The sequence below is a fragment of the Saccharopolyspora sp. ID03-671 genome (assembly GCF_045278815.1).
Lineage (GTDB): Bacteria > Actinomycetota > Actinomycetes > Mycobacteriales > Pseudonocardiaceae > Saccharopolyspora > Saccharopolyspora ipomoeae.
This window is the reverse complement of sequence record NZ_CP134054.1, coordinates 5239951-5257416: the sequence shown is the minus strand read 5'-3', so window position 1 is coordinate 5257416 and position 17466 is coordinate 5239951. Positions and strand designations below refer to the sequence as shown.

Annotated in this window: 16 protein-coding genes; 3 read left to right on the top strand and 13 right to left on the bottom strand. The window is 70.6% G+C overall.

Annotated elements, in window-relative coordinates:
• Positions 1 to 75: 75 nt before the first annotated feature.
• The 5 genes from REH65_RS24390 to REH65_RS24370 are packed head-to-tail and all read right to left on the bottom strand — an operon-like array spanning position 76 to position 3934.
• Entirely contained in the window at positions 76 to 978 is a 903-nt protein-coding gene (locus REH65_RS24390) for an oxidoreductase (RefSeq protein WP_406689223.1), read from the bottom strand.
• Positions 979 to 1033: 55 nt separating this feature from the next.
• Positions 1034 to 1741, bottom strand: a complete 708-nt coding sequence (locus REH65_RS24385) for a M50 family metallopeptidase (RefSeq protein WP_281459120.1) — start codon at positions 1739 to 1741, stop codon at positions 1034 to 1036.
• Positions 1742 to 1789: 48 nt separating this feature from the next.
• Positions 1790 to 3148, bottom strand: coding sequence for a M20 family metallopeptidase (locus REH65_RS24380; RefSeq protein ID WP_406693232.1), 1359 nt, complete (start codon positions 3146 to 3148; stop codon positions 1790 to 1792).
• 37 nt (positions 3149 to 3185) lie between these two features.
• Positions 3186 to 3413 (bottom strand): EI24 domain-containing protein, encoded by a 228-nt coding sequence (locus REH65_RS24375; RefSeq protein ID WP_406689222.1) that lies wholly within the window; start codon positions 3411 to 3413, stop codon positions 3186 to 3188.
• Positions 3407 to 3934 carry an EI24 domain-containing protein gene (locus REH65_RS24370; RefSeq protein WP_406689221.1) on the bottom strand — a complete coding sequence of 176 codons (528 nt, stop codon included), beginning with the start codon at positions 3932 to 3934 and terminating at the stop codon, positions 3407 to 3409. Before REH65_RS24370 ends, REH65_RS24375 begins: the two co-directional genes overlap by 7 nt.
• Positions 3935 to 4097: 163 nt before the next feature.
• On the opposite strand from REH65_RS24370, the gene REH65_RS24365 reads away from it, so the two are divergent.
• Positions 4098 to 5102, top strand: coding sequence for an iron-siderophore ABC transporter substrate-binding protein (locus REH65_RS24365; RefSeq protein WP_406689220.1), 1005 nt, complete (start codon positions 4098 to 4100; stop codon positions 5100 to 5102).
• A gap of 46 nt (positions 5103 to 5148) precedes the next feature.
• Here REH65_RS24365 and REH65_RS24360 read toward each other — a convergent pair whose 3' ends face one another.
• The 7 genes from REH65_RS24360 to REH65_RS24330 all read right to left on the bottom strand — a co-directional run bounded on the left by REH65_RS24360 (position 5149) and on the right by REH65_RS24330 (position 15037).
• On the bottom strand, positions 5149 to 7311 hold the full coding sequence (locus REH65_RS24360) for an N-acetylmuramoyl-L-alanine amidase (protein WP_406689219.1): 2163 nt from the start codon (positions 7309 to 7311) through the stop codon (positions 5149 to 5151).
• 34 nt (positions 7312 to 7345) lie between these two features.
• Positions 7346 to 7975: a DUF4232 domain-containing protein gene (locus REH65_RS24355; protein ID WP_406689218.1), complete on the bottom strand. Its 630-nt coding sequence runs from the start codon at positions 7973 to 7975 to the stop codon at positions 7346 to 7348.
• 359 nt (positions 7976 to 8334) lie between these two features.
• Positions 8335 to 9630 (bottom strand): pyruvate dehydrogenase complex dihydrolipoamide acetyltransferase, encoded by a 1296-nt coding sequence (locus REH65_RS24350; protein ID WP_406689217.1) that lies wholly within the window; start codon positions 9628 to 9630, stop codon positions 8335 to 8337.
• A gap of 25 nt (positions 9631 to 9655) precedes the next feature.
• A complete protein-coding gene (locus REH65_RS24345) occupies positions 9656 to 10642 on the bottom strand; it encodes an alpha-ketoacid dehydrogenase subunit beta (protein ID WP_342742577.1) in 987 nt (328 codons plus the stop codon).
• A gap of 136 nt (positions 10643 to 10778) precedes the next feature.
• Positions 10779 to 11894, bottom strand: a complete 1116-nt coding sequence (gene pdhA, locus REH65_RS24340; RefSeq protein WP_281459002.1) for a pyruvate dehydrogenase (acetyl-transferring) E1 component subunit alpha — start codon at positions 11892 to 11894, stop codon at positions 10779 to 10781.
• A gap of 23 nt (positions 11895 to 11917) precedes the next feature.
• Entirely contained in the window at positions 11918 to 13378 is a 1461-nt protein-coding gene (gene lpdA, locus REH65_RS24335; protein WP_406689216.1) for a dihydrolipoyl dehydrogenase, read from the bottom strand.
• Positions 13379 to 13828: 450 nt separating this feature from the next.
• On the bottom strand, positions 13829 to 15037 hold the full coding sequence (locus REH65_RS24330) for a helix-turn-helix domain-containing protein (RefSeq protein ID WP_281459004.1): 1209 nt from the start codon (positions 15035 to 15037) through the stop codon (positions 13829 to 13831).
• A 295-nt stretch (positions 15038 to 15332) separates the two neighbouring features.
• On the opposite strand from REH65_RS24330, the gene REH65_RS24325 reads away from it, so the two are divergent.
• A complete protein-coding gene (locus tag REH65_RS24325) occupies positions 15333 to 15488 on the top strand; it encodes a hypothetical protein (RefSeq protein ID WP_281459005.1) in 156 nt (51 codons plus the stop codon).
• A gap of 10 nt (positions 15489 to 15498) precedes the next feature.
• On the opposite strand, the gene ligD is transcribed toward REH65_RS24325, so the two are convergent.
• Positions 15499 to 16494, bottom strand: a complete 996-nt coding sequence (ligD, locus tag REH65_RS24320) for a non-homologous end-joining DNA ligase (protein ID WP_281459034.1) — start codon at positions 16492 to 16494, stop codon at positions 15499 to 15501.
• A 154-nt stretch (positions 16495 to 16648) separates the two neighbouring features.
• On the opposite strand from ligD, the gene REH65_RS24315 reads away from it, so the two are divergent.
• The gene (locus REH65_RS24315) at positions 16649 to 17395 is read left to right on the top strand and encodes a thioredoxin domain-containing protein (RefSeq protein ID WP_281459006.1); all 747 of its coding nucleotides are present in this window, start codon (positions 16649 to 16651) and stop codon (positions 17393 to 17395) included.
• Positions 17396 to 17466 lie beyond the last annotated feature (71 nt).

Genomic DNA, 17466 nt, shown 5'->3' with positions numbered 1-17466 from the left:
CACCCGCACAGGATACCGGGCGCGCACCACAGCGGAGTCACGACGGCCACATCAGGATCGATCAACCCGATGACCTCAGTGGGCCTCTTCCAGGGTTTCGCCGTCGGCGACCAGGGCGTCGAGCGTCGCGGTGTCGTCCTCGTCGAGGACCAGGGTGGCGGCGGCGGTGTTCTCCTCCAGGTGCTCGACGGAGGAGGTGCCCGGGATGAGCAGGATGTTGGAGGCGCGGTGCAGCAGCCAGGCCAGCGACACCTGGGCCTGGGTGGCGCCGTGCTTGTCGGCGACGGACTTGAGCGCGTCGTCGCCGCGCGCCCGGCTGTCGGCGAATCCGGAGCCCAGCGGGAAGAACGGGACGAACGCGACCTCGGCCTCGGTGGTGGCGCGCAGCAGCGCCGCCGAGGTGCGGTTGACGACGTTGTAGAGGTTCTGCACCGAGGCGATCGTGGTGATCGACCGGGCCTCCTCGAAGTGGTCGAGCTCCACGTTGGACAGTCCGATGTCGCGGATCAGCCCCTGTTCCTTCAGCTCGTGCAGCGCGCCCACCTGGTCGGCGAAGGCGATGCCGTCCTGCGGTCCCATGTCGCGCAGGTAGACCAGGTCGAGGACGTCGACCTTGAGGCGGCGCAGGTTGTCGTGGACCTGCGCGCGCAGCGCGTCGGGGTGGTTCAGCGGCAGCCAGTTCGCCTTGTCGTCGCGGTAGGCGCCGATCTTGGTGGCCAGCACCAGGTGCGCGTCGTAGGGGTGCAGCGCCTCGGCGATCAGCTCGTTGACGACCCACGGCCCGTAGAAGTCGCTGGTGTCGATGTGGTCGATGCCGAGCTCGACGGCGCGCCGCAGGACCGCCAGCGCCCGGTCGCGGTCGGCGGGCGGGCCGAAGACGCCCGGCCCGGCCAGCTGCATCGCGCCGAACCCGACGCGGTTGACCGTCAGGCCCGCGTCCAGCGGGAACTTGCCACCCAGATCATTCGCAATCGTCACGCCGCGATGCTGCTAGAAAACCGACCACGCGGCAAGAAATGGTGCCGATGCCCACCTACACCTGAGGCATCAGCAGCAGCCAGAAGCCACCGACCAGCAGGGACGCCAACCCGAACAGGTACCACAGGAACATCCACGCTCCCCCGGCCACGCCGGTCAGCCGGGCCAGCTGGTCGGCGTCGGAGTCCCCGGCCCGCCCGCGCCGGCGCTTGCGACCGAGCTCGCTGATCGGCCGGATCCCGCCGATGAGCAGGAACCAGCACAGCAGCGCCGCGCACAGCGCCTGCCACGACGGGCTCGCCAGCCACGACACCGCGCCGAGCGCACCACCGGTGACCACCACCGACAGCACGCCGTAGGCGTTGCGCACCGCGAGCAGCATCAGCGCGAGTAGGACGATGCAGCCCCACAGCATCCAGCTCTCGCGGTCGGAGGTGACCAGCCACGCGCCGGCCAGGCCCAGCAGCGACACCGCGGGATAGCCCGCGACCAGCGTGAACACCATGCCGGGGCCGTGCGCGCGACCGGTGGAGACGGTCAGCCCGGAGGTGTCGGAGTGCAGCCGGATGCCGTTGAGCTTGCGGCCGCTGAGCAGCGCCACGACGGCGTGCCCGCCCTCGTGGGCGATGGTCACCACGTTGCGCAGGGGTAACCAGGTGCCGCGGTGGAGCACCAGGACGAGCGCGATCACCCCGGCGATCAGCGCCGCGACGTTGCCGGAGTCGAGCAACCGCGCGGTGGCGTTGCGCACCAATTCGTCCACACCAGATCCGAACTACTAGAGGCCCGTTTCGCGGCCCAACCCTAGCGGTCACCGGAAGTAGTTCGGTACGTCCAGGACTCCTCCTGCGGCTTCGAACTCGTCACGGACGGCGGCGCGGAGGTCACCGTCCGCGAGGTAGTCCACTGTGGTCAGCGCGAGGCCGACGGCGCCGTCGATCACCGCCGCGTCTCCGGCCTCGGAACCCGCTGCGGCGGCGAAACCTTCGGTGTGCAGCGAGAGGTTCGCGTCGCCCAGGCCGATCATCGGGTGGATCGCGGGCATCCGGAAGCTGAGGTTCCCCAGGTCCGTCGAGCCGGTCAGGTAGTCGGGGACGACGCCGCGCGGCAGCGAGGTGCGGCCGCGCCTGCTCTGGTGCCCGGCCCACCGGGCGGCGAGGGTGTCGTTGTGCCGGATCGGCAGGTAGGCGGGGTTGTGGTCCCAGTTGAGCTCCACGCCGCAGCCGGTCATCTCGGCCGCCCCGCGCGCGATCGACTCCACCCGCCGCGCGAGGTCCTGCAGCGAACCGGGTTCGGCCGAGCGCACGTAGAACAGCGCTGCGGCCCGGTCGGGAACGACGTTGGGGCGCTTGCCGCCATCGGTGATGACGCCGTGCACGCGGTCGGTGGACGGCATGTGCTGGCGCATCGCCGCGATGCCCTGGTAGGCCGCCACGACCGCGTCGAGGGCGTTGCGGCCCATGAACGGCTGGGCGGAGGCGTGCGCGGCCACCCCGTGGAAGACGATCTCGACCTGCCTGCGGCCGAGGAACGGGTGCGCGGCGATGTCGTGCGAGAACGGGTGCAGCATCACCACGGCGTCGACGTCGTCGAAAACCCCTGCCCTCGCCAGGTGTTCCTTACCGCCCCCGCCCTCCTCGGCCGGGGTGCCGACGAGGCTGACCCGGCCACCGGTGCGCCCGGGGACAGAAGCGGCGGTGCTCTGGACCGCTGAAGCGGCGGTGTTGTGGACCGCTGATGCGGCGGCGAGGAACCCGCCGACACCGGCCGCGCAGATGATGTTGTGGCCGCAGCCGTGCCCGATGCCGGGCAGCGCGTCGTACTCGGCCAGCACCGCCACGTGCGGGCCGCCGCTGCCCACGCCCGCGCGCAGCGCGGTGTCCAGCCCGCCGACGCCGACCTCCACGTCGTGCCCGAAGCCCCGCAGCAGCTCGGCGACCTGGGCGACCGAGCGGTGCTCGGCGTAGGCCTCCTCCGGGTGCGCGTGCAGGTCGTGGCTCAGCGCCAGCAGGTCGTCGCGGTGCTCGGTGACCCACCGCTCGGCCGCGGCCAGCAGCGCCTCGTCGGCACCGGCGTGCGCGGAGCGCAGGGGTTCGGCCGTCGCCACGGCCTTCTCGGTGGCCGCGGCGACCGCGCGCAGGTAGGACTCGTCGGGCTGAACGGGCTGCATCACACCCCGACTCTAGGCCGCCGGTTGAACGGCCACATCACTCCGAGGTAACCGGTTCCAGCACCCGGTGCGCCAGCAGCGTGCCGCCGACCACGGCGGCCGGGATGACCAGCAGCTGCAGCACGGGGACCAGGCACAGCAGGTAGGCGGGCAGCCCGAAGCCGAGCGTCATCGCCTTGTGCTCGCGCAGCGCGCGGTGGCGCCGGCCGAAGGCCAGGCCGCGCCGCTGGAACACCAGTCCCACCATCTCCAGGCTGATCACCACGCGCCGAACAGCGCGCCCAGCACGACCCCGGCGATCTGGCCCGCGATCGGGATGAACCCGATGATCAGCAGCACGACGGCACCGACCACCGCCACGGCGACGAGCTTGAGCGAGTCCCGGACGCCCCGACCGAGCTGGCGGGCGAAACCGGCGCCGTCGTCGGAGGTGTCCAGCCCCAGCCGCTCCTCGGCCTTCTCCGCGATGTGCTCGTAGAACGGTCCGCCGATGAGCAGGGTGAGCGCGATGAACGAGATCGACCCCAGCACGGCGGCGGCGCCGACCAGCGCCGCACCGAGCAGGATCCGCAGCCCCTTGCGGGCGAACTCGGCCCAGCCGTCGGCGAACGGCGTCATCCAGGTGGTCAGGTCACCGCTGAAGTAGATCAGCGTCCCCAGGGTTCCCAGCAGCAACAACGCGCTGATCAGAGCGGGGATGGCACCGAGCAGCAGCAGTCTCGGACTGCGCAGGATGATGCCCAGACCGGAGCCCAGTGCGCGGATTCCGGCGGCGAAGGAACTCATTGCGTCCACTCCCGTGATCGGCGATCTTGATCCACCGTACTGGAAGGTCGGTGAGCGGTTTCACCGATCGACCAGGAGTTGATCGAGGGTAAGTTAGGTTAGCCTCTCTTGGGCTACAGCTTCGGGTGAACCGCCCGGAACCGGACGATGAAGGACTTCCGCTATGACTCCTCCCCCCAGCGTGATCGGCCGTCGGGGCTTCCTGGCGGGCGCGACCGGCCTCGTTGCGGCGGGCCTGGCCGCGTGCAGCGGCGGCGCCACGAGCCCGGGCGGGGCCACCCCGTCCGGCCCCGGGTTCCCGGTGCGCGTCCCCAACCGCTACGGCGCGGCCGACATCCAGGCGGCCCCGCAGCGCGTGGTCAGCCTGGGCATCACCGACCACGACGTGCTGCTGCCGCTGGGCGTCATCCCGGCCGGTCTGACCCGGTGGGGGCCGTGGGACAGCGGCGTCGGACCGTGGGTCGAGCCGATGCTGGGCGGGCAGCGGCCGAAGGTCTTCGGCAGCGAGGTCGACGTCGAGGGCGTCATCGCCCTGGCGCCCGAGGTGTCCCTGGCGGTGCAGAGCGCGCTGACGCAGGAGCAGTACAACCGGCTGATGAGCTTCGCCCCGGTGGTGGCGCAGCCGCCGAACTCCATCGACTACGGAGTCAACTGGCGCGTGCAGGCCGAGACCATCGGCCAGGCCCTCGGCAAGCAGGCCGAGGTCGCGAGGCTCCTGGAGCAGACGCAGGCGCGCATCGACGAGACCCGCAGGGCCAACCCGGTTTTCGAGGGCAAGACGCACGTCGTTGTCCGCACCGACGCCGCGGGCACCTACGCCGCCTACACCAAGCAGGACGCCCGCACGGCGCTGCTGGAGCAGCTGGGCCTGCGGCTGTCGCCGGCGATCGAGGGCATGGACAGCGGCGGCAAGTTCAACGTCAAGGTCAGCAAGGAGCAGGTCTCGCTGCTCGACGCCGACGTCGTCATCGTCACCACGGCCAAGGCCAACGACGTCGAAGCGGTCCGCAACGACCCGCTGCTCAACAACCTCCCGGCGGCCAAGCGCGGGTCCCTCGTCCTCCTCGACGACTACGACCTCACGATGGCCCTGGGCTCGGCGACGGTGTCGAGCATCCCCTTCGCCCTCGACCACCTCACCCCGAAGCTCCTCGACGCCCTCAGCTGAGGCGCTCCCGGGGGATTCGACGCGGCGGTCGAATCCCCCGGCCGCGTCAGGCCTTGAGGGTGTCGACGAGGTCCGCCCACGGCTTCCAGGGGCTGTCCGGCTCCGGCTGGTGCGCGGTGCGCATGTCGCCGTCGCGGCCGACCGCGAACAGCGTGCAGGCGCCGTCGGGTCGGCTGATGGCGACCGGGTCTCCCTCCAGCTCGCCGCCCAGGTCGGTCCACGCGGTCCAGCCGCCGTGCGCCACCTGCTGCTCGGCGGTGTGGACCGCGCCCGAGGTGTCGCGGACGAAGACCTCCAGGCGCCCGTTGGGGTTCAGGCCGACGGCCGGGGTCCCGGTGAAATCGCCGCCCAGGGCCGACCAGCTCCCGCCCTCGCCGGGCCGTTCCAGGCAGTAGAGCTGCTCGTCGTCGCCGACCGCGAACAGCACCGTCGCGCCGTGGGCGAGGGTGACCACCACCGGGTCCCCGGCCATGCTGCCGCCCAGGCTCTTCCAGTCCGACCAGCCCGCGCCCGCCGTGCCCTGCTCGGACATCACGACCTCGCGCCGGGCGTTGCGGGCGAACACCGACACGGCCCCGTTGGGCCCGAGCGCCACCGCCGGGCGGCCGATCAGCTCGCCGCCGTGGTCGTCCCAGTCGGTCCAGTGCCCGCCGCGACCGGCCTGCGCGGCGCTGTGCAGCGTGCCGTCCTGACCGACCGCGTACAGCGCGATCGCCCCGTCCGGCCGCAGCACCGCCACCGGGTCGTCGGTGATCCGGCCGCGCAGCCCGATCCACGGACCCCACTTGGCGCCCTGCTTCGGGCAGGACGAGGTGATGACCTCGCCGTTGTCGTCGCGCACGAAAACCGCCATCCCGCCGGACGGTTCGCGCACCGCCACCGGACGACCGGCGGGCTCGCCACCGATGCCCAGCCAGCCGACCCAGTCACCACCGGGCTCGACCTGCCACGCCGTGACGACCTCCCCGGACAACGACGTCGCGAACGCGGACAGCGCCCCGTCCCGGCCGGGCAGGATCCCGGTCCCGAACACGGCGGGCACCACGGGCTCCGGCGCAGGAGGCGGGGTCGGGGCAGGCGGCGGCACCGGCGGTCGACCCTGCTGCGGAGGCGGCGGATTCGGACCGGGCGGAGGAGCGCTCACACCGCGCGCTGTCTCGTCGATGAGCCGACGGGCCTCCGCCTCGCGCTGGTCGTAGCGCTCCGGGTGCGCGGAGTCCTGCACGTCCTGCGCGAGCTCTCCCGCGCTGCGCCGGTTGTTCTCGCGCTCCTTCTTCAGCGCCGCTTCGAAGAACTTCGTCGCCGCGTACCGCACGTCCATCAACTGCTGCGGCGTTCCCCACCACTCCGGACGCTGCTGGAAGACACCGAGCGAAGTGCTGTGCCCCCAGTTGAGGTTCGACATCTGGGACTCGACCAAGCCCGTCTCGAACGCGGCCAGCATCACGTAGTCGGAGACCTTCATGTGCTTGCCGACCAGGTAGACGATCCGCATCACCGCCGGATCCGGCGGACCCGGGTTCCCGGCACGAGCCGGAGGGCTGTCCGGGATCGGCGGAAGCGGCGGCGGCCCCTGCGGCCGGCCCTGCGGAGGCTGGCCCTGCGGGGGCTGGGGCTGCGGAGCCGGTCCCGGCGGATTCGGCTGCGGGGCAGGATGGTTCATCGCTGCCGACACGTGCGCTCGGAACTGGTTCAGATCGACGTTGCCCGGGTCGATCTTGCCGGTCACGCTCGTCTCCTTGTGCCCCCTGGTGTGCTCGGCGGGAACCCGGAGGTGGCGGAGCACGGCAGCGGTCGCGCGCACTGCCGCGTCGTACTGCTCGCGGGACGGGTGCTGCTCCACGCCCTGGTAGTCCCACTCGAATCCGATGTAGATGTCGTTCCCGCTCCCTGCAGCGGGCATCGGACCGGAGGCCTTGGCCTCACCGGCGTGGTTCGCCCTGCCTGCGGCGACCAGGTGAATGGAGCCGTCCAGCCCGATCAACGCCTGGCACAGCGGTCCTTCCAGGTCGGAGCGGCCGTTGACGCACATGTTGAGCGTCGGCACCGGGTTCTGCGGCGAGGTGCGCGTCGCGGTGTGGTGCTGAAGCACTCCTATGGGCGCCGGCGGCCGTCCCTCGGCGGCGCGGTCGCGCCACCCCTCGGTCTCGTGCACGTTGAGCCCGGCCCCGCGCAGGACGTCGAGCAACCAGATGAGTGGCTGTGCCATTCTTCCTCCCCCTTGACCATTCAGGTCGGCTTGGTCAGCCGCCCCAGACGTTGCGGAACGCGGTGGCGTCGACGAGCCCTCCGCGACAGACAGCGCCGCGTCCCCACACCGACTTGATCGCCTTGTCATCGCCGGGCGGCGTGAACTGGAGCGTCTCCGGCTCCACGCACGGCGACTGGTAGATGTCCCAGGTCAGATCCAGCCCTGCGCTCTGGCTCTGCTGGATGGTGATCGTCGGCGGGTTCGCCTGCAGGCGGTTGAGCTTGGTGTCGACGGGCTTGCCCTCGAAGTCCACGAATTGCAGTCCGCCGTAACCGCGGATCTGGCACGGCCGACCGCCGATGTTGGTGACCTTCAGAGTCATGTGCGACCCGTCGGCCTGCGGGTAGTTCGGATCCAGCTGCAGCTGCAACTCCTCGGCGGCGCAGGCCAGGCCGTCCTCGGCCTCCGGCTCCTTCGACCTCGTCGCCGTCTCGGAATCATCCGAAGTGGACTCCGAGGTCTCCTCGGAGCTGCTCGTCCCGCTCTCCTGCGGCGCGGGTTGGGTCACGGTCACCGTCGCCGGTGGCTGCTGGGCCTGCGGGGCCATCTGGCCGCAAGACGCGGTCGTCGCGGCAGCTGCGGCGACCACCGCCGCGAGGCGCTTCCCCCTGGTTGTCAACACTTTCGGCCTTGTCCTCCCAGTTGCGTCGGCCTCGAAGGGCCGGAATCCGGGGCGGGAGTCTTCCAAGCGGATCTTGCTCGTCAGGACCGATTGGCTGAAAACGCCGGACAGATCACTGAATCGGCCGAATCAAGTGCTCGGGGTAATCGATGACGCAACCCGATCAGCGGTGTCGGCAATTCGTGATCGATTGTTAGCGGCGAGCGAATAGATGAGTGATTCCACTCAGGGGCAAACCCTTTTCGGAATGCGAAGAGCGGGCGTTGTCGACCACCCCCAGGGGTCGACAACGCCCGCTCGAACAAAAACCCGTGAGCCCGGGAGGAGTTCTCCCGGGCTCACGGTGGCGGAGGGAGCGATCAGGCGATGATGCGGATCGGGTCCTCCAGCAACGAGGTGAACTGCTGCAGGAACGCAGCGCCCACCGCGCCGTCGACCGCGCGGTGGTCGGCCGAGAGCGTCACCCGCAGGATCTTGCGGGCCACGAACTCGCCGTCGCGGACCTGGACCTCGTCGCGCGCGGCGCCGACCGCCAGGATCGCCGCCTCCGGCGGGTTGATGACCGCGCTGAACTGCTCGATGCCGAACATGCCCAGGTTGGAGATCGAGAAGGTGCCGCCGGACATCTCGTCCAGCTTCAGCTTGCCCTCCCGAGCCCGACCGGCCAGCTCGCGGCTCTCGGTGGCGATCTCCGTGACGCTCTTGCGGTCGGCGTCCTTGACCACCGGCACCACCAGACCGCCGTCGATGGCGACCGCGACACCGAGGTTGATGCGCTTGTGCTGCAGCATCTTGTCGCCGGCGAAGGAGACGTTGACCGACGGGTTGGCGCGCAGCGAGGTCGCCACCGCCTTGACGATCAGGTCGTTGACGCTGACCTTCGGACCGTCGGCGGCCTGCAGCCGCTCGTTGAGGCTCGCCCGGAACTCCAGCAGCTCGGTCACGTCGATCGCGCTGGTCAGGTAGAAGTGCGGGGCGTTCTGCTTGCTCTCCGTCAGGCGCTTGGCGGTCACCTTCCGGATGTTGGACAGCGGGATCTCCTCGACGTCGTCGCTCGCGACGGCGGGAGCACCGGCCTGCGCGGCCGGAGCGGCAGCGGGCGCGGCGGCGGCCGGAGCAGCCGAGGCCGCGGCCTCGATGTCGGCGCGGATGATCCGCCCGCCGGGACCGGTGCCCTGCACCGAGCCCAGGTCGACGCCCTTCTCCTTGGCGACGGCCTTCGCCAGCGGCGACGCCTTCGGCTTGGAACCGGACTCGGCCGGGGCGGCCGGAGCAGCGGGCTCCGCCGGGGCGGAGGCGGCAGCCGGGGCCGGGGCCGGGGCCGGGGCCGGGGCCGGGGCCGGGGCGGCAGCCTCCGCGGGCGCGGGCTCGGCAGCGGCGGGAGCCGGGGCGGCCGGAGCGGCCTCGGCGGCGGCGCCGGAGCCGTCGCCGAGGACCGCGATCGGCGTGCCGATCGCGACCGTCGTGCCGGCCTCGACCAGGATCTTCTCCAGGACCCCGTCGTCGTAGGCCTCCAGCTCCATGAGGGCCTTGTCGGTCTCGATCTCGGCCACCACTTCGCCGCGCGCGACCTTGTCACCGACCTGCTTGTGCCAGTTCGCGATCACGCCCTCCTCCATGGTGTCGGAGAGCCTCGGCATCTGAATGTCAGTCATCGTCTTCCTCGGGTGAGCACGGGACTCAGCGGCGGCGACCCACCGCGTCCAGGGTCTGGTGAACAGCGGTGGTCAGCGACTCCGCGGACGGCAATGCGGCACGCTCCAGCGGCTTGGCGTAGGGCAGCGGCACCTCGGCCGCCGCGACCCGCCGCACCGGGGCGTCGAGGTAGTCGAAGGCACCGTCGGAGATCGAGGCGGCGATCTCCGCACCGATGCCGTAGGTCAGCCAGTCGTCCTCGGCGACGACGGCGCAGCCGGTCTTGCGCACCGACTCCACGACGGTGTCGCGGTCCAGCGGGCGCAGGCTGCGCAGGTCGATGACCTCGGCGTTGATGCCCTGCTCGTCGTGCAGCTTCTCGGCGACCTGCTGGGCGACCATCGCCATCCGCGAGTAGCCGATGATGGTGATGTCGGTGCCCTCGCGGGTCACCTTCGCCTTGCCGATCTCGGCCGGCTCCACGACGTCCGGCACCTCGCCCTTGGTGTTGTAGAGGGAGAGGTTCTCCAGGAACAGCACCGGGTCGTTGTCGCGGATCGAGGCCAGCAGCAGCGCCTTGGCGTCGGCGGGCGTGCTCGGCGCGACGACCTTCAGGCCAGGCACGAACGCGTAGTACAGCTCGATGTTCTGCGAGTGAGTGGCGCCCAGCTGCTGACCGCCACCGCCGGGGGTGCGCAGCACCATCGGCACGCTGGTCTGACCGCCGAACATGCCGTAGATCTTGGCGGCGTGGTTGACGATCTGGTCCAGGGCGACGAGCGAGAAGTTGATCGTCATCAGCTCGACGACCGGGCGCAGGCCCAGCATCGCGGCGCCTACGGCCGCGCCGACGAAGCCCTCTTCGGCGATCGGGGTGTCGCGCACGCGCTTCTCGCCGAACTCCTCCAGGAGGCCGGCGGTGATCTTGTAGGAGCCTTCGAAGACTCCGATCTCCTCGCCGATGAGGAACACGTCCTCGTCACGCCGCATCTCCTCCTGGAGGGTGTCGTGCAGCGCTTGGCGATAGGTCATGAGTGCCAAGGGAATTTCTCCTGACAGCGGGAAAGGCGGCCCGGGGCCGGAATTCCTCGTGTGGCGTCGAGGAATTCCGGTCACCGAGTTGCGATACGTGTGGCGGGGTGTCGCAAAAACCGCAAAGGGGCGTGAATCAGTTGGTCACGAACAGCGGGTCCGCGGGAAGCCGCCGCGAGTCGTTGGCGACCGGCGTGGCGTAGGTGTAGTCGAAGAGCGTCTCGACCTCGGGGTGCGGGCTGTCGTCGGCGAAGGCCACGGCGGCGTCCGCCTCGGCCTGCGCCTTGGTCTCGATCTCGGCGGCGGAGTCCTCGTCGAGGATGCCGGCCTGGATCAGCTCCGCGCGGAAGGCGGCGACCGGGTCGGCCTGCTTGGCCTTCTCGATCGACTCCTCGCTGCGGTACTTGCCCGGGTCGACCACCGAGTGGCCCTTGAGCCGCTCGCTGACCAGCTCCAGCAGCGCCGGACGACCGGTCTCGCGGGCCTGCTCGACCAGCCGCGACGCGGCGTCGCGGACCGCGAGGACGTCGTTGCCGTCGACCCGCTCGCCGTGCATCCGGTAGGCCGAGGCGCGCTTGTAGAGCTCCGACTCCGCCGAGGACTTCTCCACGGTGGTGCCCATGCCCAGCTGGTTGTTGATCACCACGAACACCACCGGCAGGTTCCACAGCGCCGCGATGTTCAGCGCCTCGTGGAACGCGCCGATGTTGGTGGTGCCGTCGCCCATCTGGCACATCACGACCTGGTCGCCGGAGCGGTAGTCGATGGCCAGCGCGGCACCGGTGGCCAGCGGGATCTGACCGCCGACGATGCCGTAACCGCCGAGCAGACCGGCCTCGACGTCGAACATGTGCATCGAGCCGCCCCAGCCCTTGGAGGTGCCGGTGGTGCGGCCGTAGAGCTCGGCCATGACGCGGCCGGGCTCGATGCCCTTGGCGATGGCGTAGCCGTGCTCGCGGTAGTTGGTGAACAGCAGGTCGGTCTTGCGCAGCGAGCGCATCAGGCCTACTACCGTCGCCTCCTCACCGAGGTTGAGGTGGCAGTAGCCGCCGATCTTGGCCTGCGTGTAGCCCTGGGCGGCGCGCTCCTCGAAGCGGCGGATCAGGGTCATCTCGTGGAAGTAGTCGCGCAGCAGCTCCGGCGACTCCCCCGAGAAGCGGCCGCGCTCAGCGGCTCGAGCCGAGGTGCTGCGCCGCGTCTTGGCCGCGCCGGTGCGCGTGGACGGCTTGCTGCGGGTGGCGGTCTGTGCCATCGCGGTTCCCCTTTTCTTTGCCTCTAGCGCTTCTTCGGCGGTGCGACGTGGACCGGCAGGCCGAGCGCGTTCATCGCGGCCTCCATGCCGACCTCGCCCAGGGTCGGGTGCGCGTGGATGGTCTCGGCGAGCTCGTCGAGGGTGGCCTCCAGGGCCATCGCCAGCGCGCCTTCGGTGATCAGGTCGCTGGCGGAGTGCCCGATGATGTGCACGCCCAGGACCTCGCCGTACTTCTGCCCGGCGACGATCTTCATGAAGCCCTCGGTGTCGCCGTAGCTCTGGGCGCGGCCCAGCGCGGCGAACGGGAACTTCGCGGCGACCACGTCGTGGCCGGCGTCCTTGGCCTGCTGCTCGGTGAGGCCGACCGACGCGATCTCCGGGTGCGTGAAGGTCGCGGCCGGGATGACGTTGTAGTCGATCGCGGCGTGGTGCCCGGCGACGGTCTCGGCGGCGACGACGCCCTGGTGCGAGGCGACGTGCGCGAGCAGCGCCTTGCCGGTCACGTCGCCGATGGCGTAGACGTGCTCGACGTTGGTGCGCAGCTTGTCGTCGACGGTGATGAAACCGCGCTCGGTGGTGGCGACACCGGCCTTGTCCAGGTCGAGGCTCGCGGTGTTGGGCTTGCGGCCCACGCCCACCAGCACGTAGTCGGCGTCGATCTGCTGCGGCTTGGCGCCGTCGACGGTGACCTTCAGGCCGTCGGAGCCCTGGTCGACGCGGGAGACGGTGGCCTCGGTGAGGACCTTGATGCCGCGCTTGGTGAACGAGCGGCCCAGCGCCTTGCCGACCTCGGCGTCCTCGGCGGGGACGAGGGTCTTCTGCATCTCGATGATGCTGACCTCGGCGCCGAGGGTGTCGAAGAGCGTGGCCCACTCGGCACCGACGGCGCTGCCGCCGATGATGGCGATGCGCTTGGGGACCTCGGTGAGGCCGAAGGCGCCGTCGGAGGTGATCACGCCGGGCAGGTCCGCGCCGGGCAGCGGCAGCTGCACGGGGACCGAGCCGGTGGCGATGATGACGTCGGTGGCCTTGACCTGCTCGATCGGCTCGGTGCCGGTCGGCTCGGCGGCGTAGCGGGGGCCGTCGGCGCCCAGCGGGGACTCACCGGTGGCGTAGACGTCCACGGTGGTCGGGCCGGTGAAGCGGGCGTGGCCGTTGATGACGGTGACGCCGTTGCCCTTGAGCAGGCCCGCGACGCCGTCGGTCAGGCCCTTGACGACGCTGGCCTTGCGGCGCGTGATCGCGTCGTAGTCGACGCTGACGTTGTCGACGTTGATGCCGAAATCGGCTGCGTGGAGCACGGTTTCGTAGACCTCGGCCGACCGCAGCATGGCCTTGGTGGGGATGCAGCCCCAGTTCAGGCACACCCCTCCCGGCCGCTCCTTCTCCACCACGGCCACCGAGAGGCCGCGCTGCGCGGCCCGGATCGCGGCGACGTAGCCACCGGGGCCGCCGCCCACCACCAGAAGGTCGAACTCCTGCACTTCGCTGTGCTCCTTTGAACGCACGCGCCGGTTACCGAAGGCCCGCGAGAGCGGACCAACCACACCTCGCAGTGTCGTGAGCACGACCACGCCGGCGCTATGCCCAGGCGCCCAGACTTTAGGACGACCGACTGTGCACTTCGCACATGCCACGCCGTGACGGGCACAACACGTCGCCCGTCAGTTACACATCGCATCCGCGATCCGGATCACAAACGAGACGTCCGCAGGCACAAAACCGCAGCACCAGCGGTTACGCCTCCCACCTGCGAAAAGAACCCAAATTTTTCCAACTATGCCCACTGCACAATGGCGCGGGGCGTCACCAGACGACGGTTTTAGCGAGAACTGTCCCGGCATTTCGGACATTGATCACGGGTGATTCGAGGAAGAACCGTCCCCTGCCGAGCACGGCCCCACCGCGCGCGCCCGCACGCGCCCTCGCGCGCCTCAGTCGCGGGTGTCGTCCTTGAGGCCGAGGGCCGAGAGCGCGAGGGAGAGGGAGACGTAGGCCGTGCGGCCGTGGAGGGGCTGGCCGATCAGGGTCGTGATCCGGTGCAGCCGGTTGAGGACCGTGTTGCGGTGGCAGTGCAGCCGGACCGCGGCGTTGGCCGTGGAGCAGTTCTCCTCCAGCCACGCGGTGAGGGTGTCCAGCAGCATGTCGCGCTCCTTGAGCGGCAGCGCCAGCACCGGGCCGAGCTGCGTCTCCAGCAGCCGCTGCGCCAGGTCCGGCGACTGCACCAGCAGCGCCTCCGGGAACCGCTCCTCCAGCGTGACCAGCTCCGCCGCTCCCTGCGGCGAGGTGCCCAGCGTGGTCAGCGCGAGCTGGTGGGCCAGGCCGATCTCGGCCAGCCCCTGCACCTTCGGCGACACCGCGACGCGGGCCCGGGCCAGCGGGCGCAGCGCGGTCACCGCGAGCTCCGCCGGGTGCTGTTCGAGCGCGATCAGCCCGACCAGGGAGTCGGCGCGGACCTGCCAGACCGAGCGGAAGTGCAGCGCCGCCAGGGCCTCGGCATGACCGCGCAGCGCAAAGGCGCCGTCCTCGGTCATCTCGGCCACGACCACCAGGTAGCCGCCACCGGTGGGCAGGTCGAGCTCCTTGGCGGTGCGCTGCGCGAAGGCGACGTCGCGAGCGCGACCGGCCAGCAGGTCCTCCACCAGGGCGTGCCGGCGCTGGTCGTCGCGGCGCAGCCGCTCCAGCTCGGTGCTGCGGTAGAACGTCGACAGCGTCGAGGACAGCCCGTCGATGACCCGCCAGATCGAGGTCGCCACGCCCAGCACCGCGTCCGGGTCGGCGCCGTCGCGGTGCGCCTGGTCGACCAATGCCTCCCACACCACGCGCCCGCCGAGCCGGAACGTCCGCAGCATGACCTCCAGCGGCACCCCCTGCTCGGCGCGGCGGCGACCGATGGTGGCGGCGACGTCGTCGTCGCGGTCGGAGATGTCGACCTCGCCGGAGAGGATCTGCAGGATCCGCTCCAGGTACTGGCGACAGCCCTCCCACAGGTCCTCGCGCGGCACCGGCCGGTAGTCGGTCCACTCGGGGTTGTCGGTGAAGATCGCCGACATCAGGCGCTCGGTCAGCGCCGGGACGTCGTCCAGCCCGGCCTTGGCCAGCGCGTGCGTCACGTTCGGGAGATCGGCAGGATCGGCTACCACACCCTGCGACGATACCGGTCCCGGCGGCACCGCGAGGCCGTCGGCGGCGATTTCCCCGAGCCCGGGCCAACCCCGCAGCGTATCTGATCCTTCACGCTCAGCGATGGCAGATCCTTCGCGAACCGCCCGAAACCCCCTCGCCCCCAAGATGTTCCACATCACATCCGGAATTTGTGTCAACGGCGTTAACGTTGCCGCTGCCTGCGGCGACACCTGGTGTGGGACGCCCGCTCGGGCGTGCCCGAGAACCCTTCACTTCACCTTCCAGCACTACTTTTTCGGGGAGAGCAGCGCCATGCAGAGCAACAGCCGCACGATCGTGTCGGTTGTCGGAACGGTGTCGATGGTCGTGCTGACCGTCCTGCTGGCTGTGTCGAACGCCCCGAACCAACCGACGGAGATCCATCCGGCGGCCAACCAGACGCCCATCGTCGCCGAGGCCCAGCGCTGAAGCTCCCGGACTAGGACTCGCGCCGGACGTCGGCGGCGGGTTTGTCGTTGCGCAGCCCCGAGAATCGGGGATGCCGGAGCTTCCCGTCGTCGGTCCACTCGCTGAAGCCGACCTCGGCGACCAGCTCGGGTTCGGCCCAGTGGACACCGGGTTCGCGGACCGGGTCGTGGAACGGTGAGTCCGCGCGCGAGCGCTCGTCCAGCGCCGCGCGCAGCTCCCGCAACGCGCGCTCGTCGTAACCGGTACCGACCTTGCCCGCGTAACGCAGGCCTTCGCGGTCGTGGTACCCGACGAGCAGCGCGCCGAACCCGGTCCGCGACCCCTGCGGTTCGGTGTACCCGCCGATGACGAACTCCTGACCGGCGACGCACTTGAACTTCAGCCAGTCCCGGCCGCGCCCGGACCGGTAGGGCTGATCGGCCCGCTTGGCGATCAGCCCTTCCCAACCGCGCGCGCACGCCTGCGCGAGGAAGTCCACGCCGTCGCCGTTGCGGTGCGCGCTCCACCGCAGCGGGTCGGCGAACTCGAAGCACTCGCGCAGCAACCGCTTGCGGGTGCGCAGCGGCAGCCGGGTCAGGTCCACGCCGCCGAAGGCGATCAGGTCGAAGACGTAGTAGAAGACCGCGACCCCGGTGCGCCGCGCGGCGGCCGGGTCGGTCAGGTGCATCCGCTTCTGCAGCCGCGCGAAGCTGGTCCTCTCGCCCTCGAACGCGACGACCTCGCCGTCCACGACGAAGCTCGGCGCCCCCTGCGCGGCCAGCGCGTCGGCGATCTCCGGGTACGAGGCGTCCACGCGCTTGCGGTTGCGCGACCACAGCTGCGGCTCGCCGCCGTCGGCTCCGGCGATCAGCCGCACGCCGTCGAGCTTGCGCTCGTAGATCCAGTGCTCGTCGGAGAACTCGTGCCGGGTCAGCGTGGCCAGCGCGGGCTCGTGCCAGGTCCCGCCGGGCCAGGCTCGCAGCGCGGCGCGCGCGTCGGCGTCGAGCAGCCCGGCCAGGTCGGTCATGCGGGCCAGCATCACCCCGCCCCGGCGGACCGACAAGCTGAGAACCGGCTGTGAAGGTGCTGTGAGGTGACCCCCGCAGAAATTCCCGACCGGGTGAATGCGCGAGACTGTTTTGGTCGGTTCCCCTCACGACCGCCGAAGGTGACTGCGCACGATGTCGAAGAAGAACAATCCCGTGACCCAGAAGAGCGGGCTCTCCACCAACGTGATCCTGACGCTGGTGGTGGTGATCGTCGCCGTGGTGGTGATCGGCGGCGTCCTGCTGTTCAACCGCGGCGGTGGTGACTCCGGCGGCAGCGGGGCGTCCCAGCCCCCGGTCGCGGCGGAGGTGCTGCGGAAGCCGGACAGCCACGTGCTCACCGAGGCCCCGGACGGCAGGGTCACGATGGTCGAGTTCCTCGACTACCAGTGCCCGAGCTGCCACGCCTACTACTCGGCGATCACCTCGAAGATCGAGAAGGACTACGCGGGCAAGGTCACCTTCGTGACCCGCAACTACCCGCTGGAGATGCACCCGCTGGCGCAGCCGGCCGCGCGCGCCGCCGAGGCCGCAGCGCTGCAGGGCAAGTACAAGGAGATGTACCACGCCCTCTTCGACAACTACGCCAACTGGGCGGTCAACGGCCAGGAGGTCAGCAGCGACGAGGCCAAGGCCAACGCCGAGTTCGAGAAGTACGCCCAGCAGATCGGCCTGGACGTGAACCGCTTCAAGCAGGACGTGGCCTCGCCGAACGTGCAGACCAAGATCGACCAGGACGTCGCCGACGCCAAGACCGCCCAGGTCTCGGGCACCCCGACGATCTTCGTCAACGGTCGCCAGTTCGACCAGGGCAACGCCCAGACCTACGCCGACGTGGACAAGTCGCTGCGCCAGATGCTGGACCAGGAGCTGGCGAAGTGACCCCGGCCCACGACCTCGAACCCGCCGCCCGCACCGCGGCGTCCGCCGCTGGGCCCGCCGCCGATGCCGGG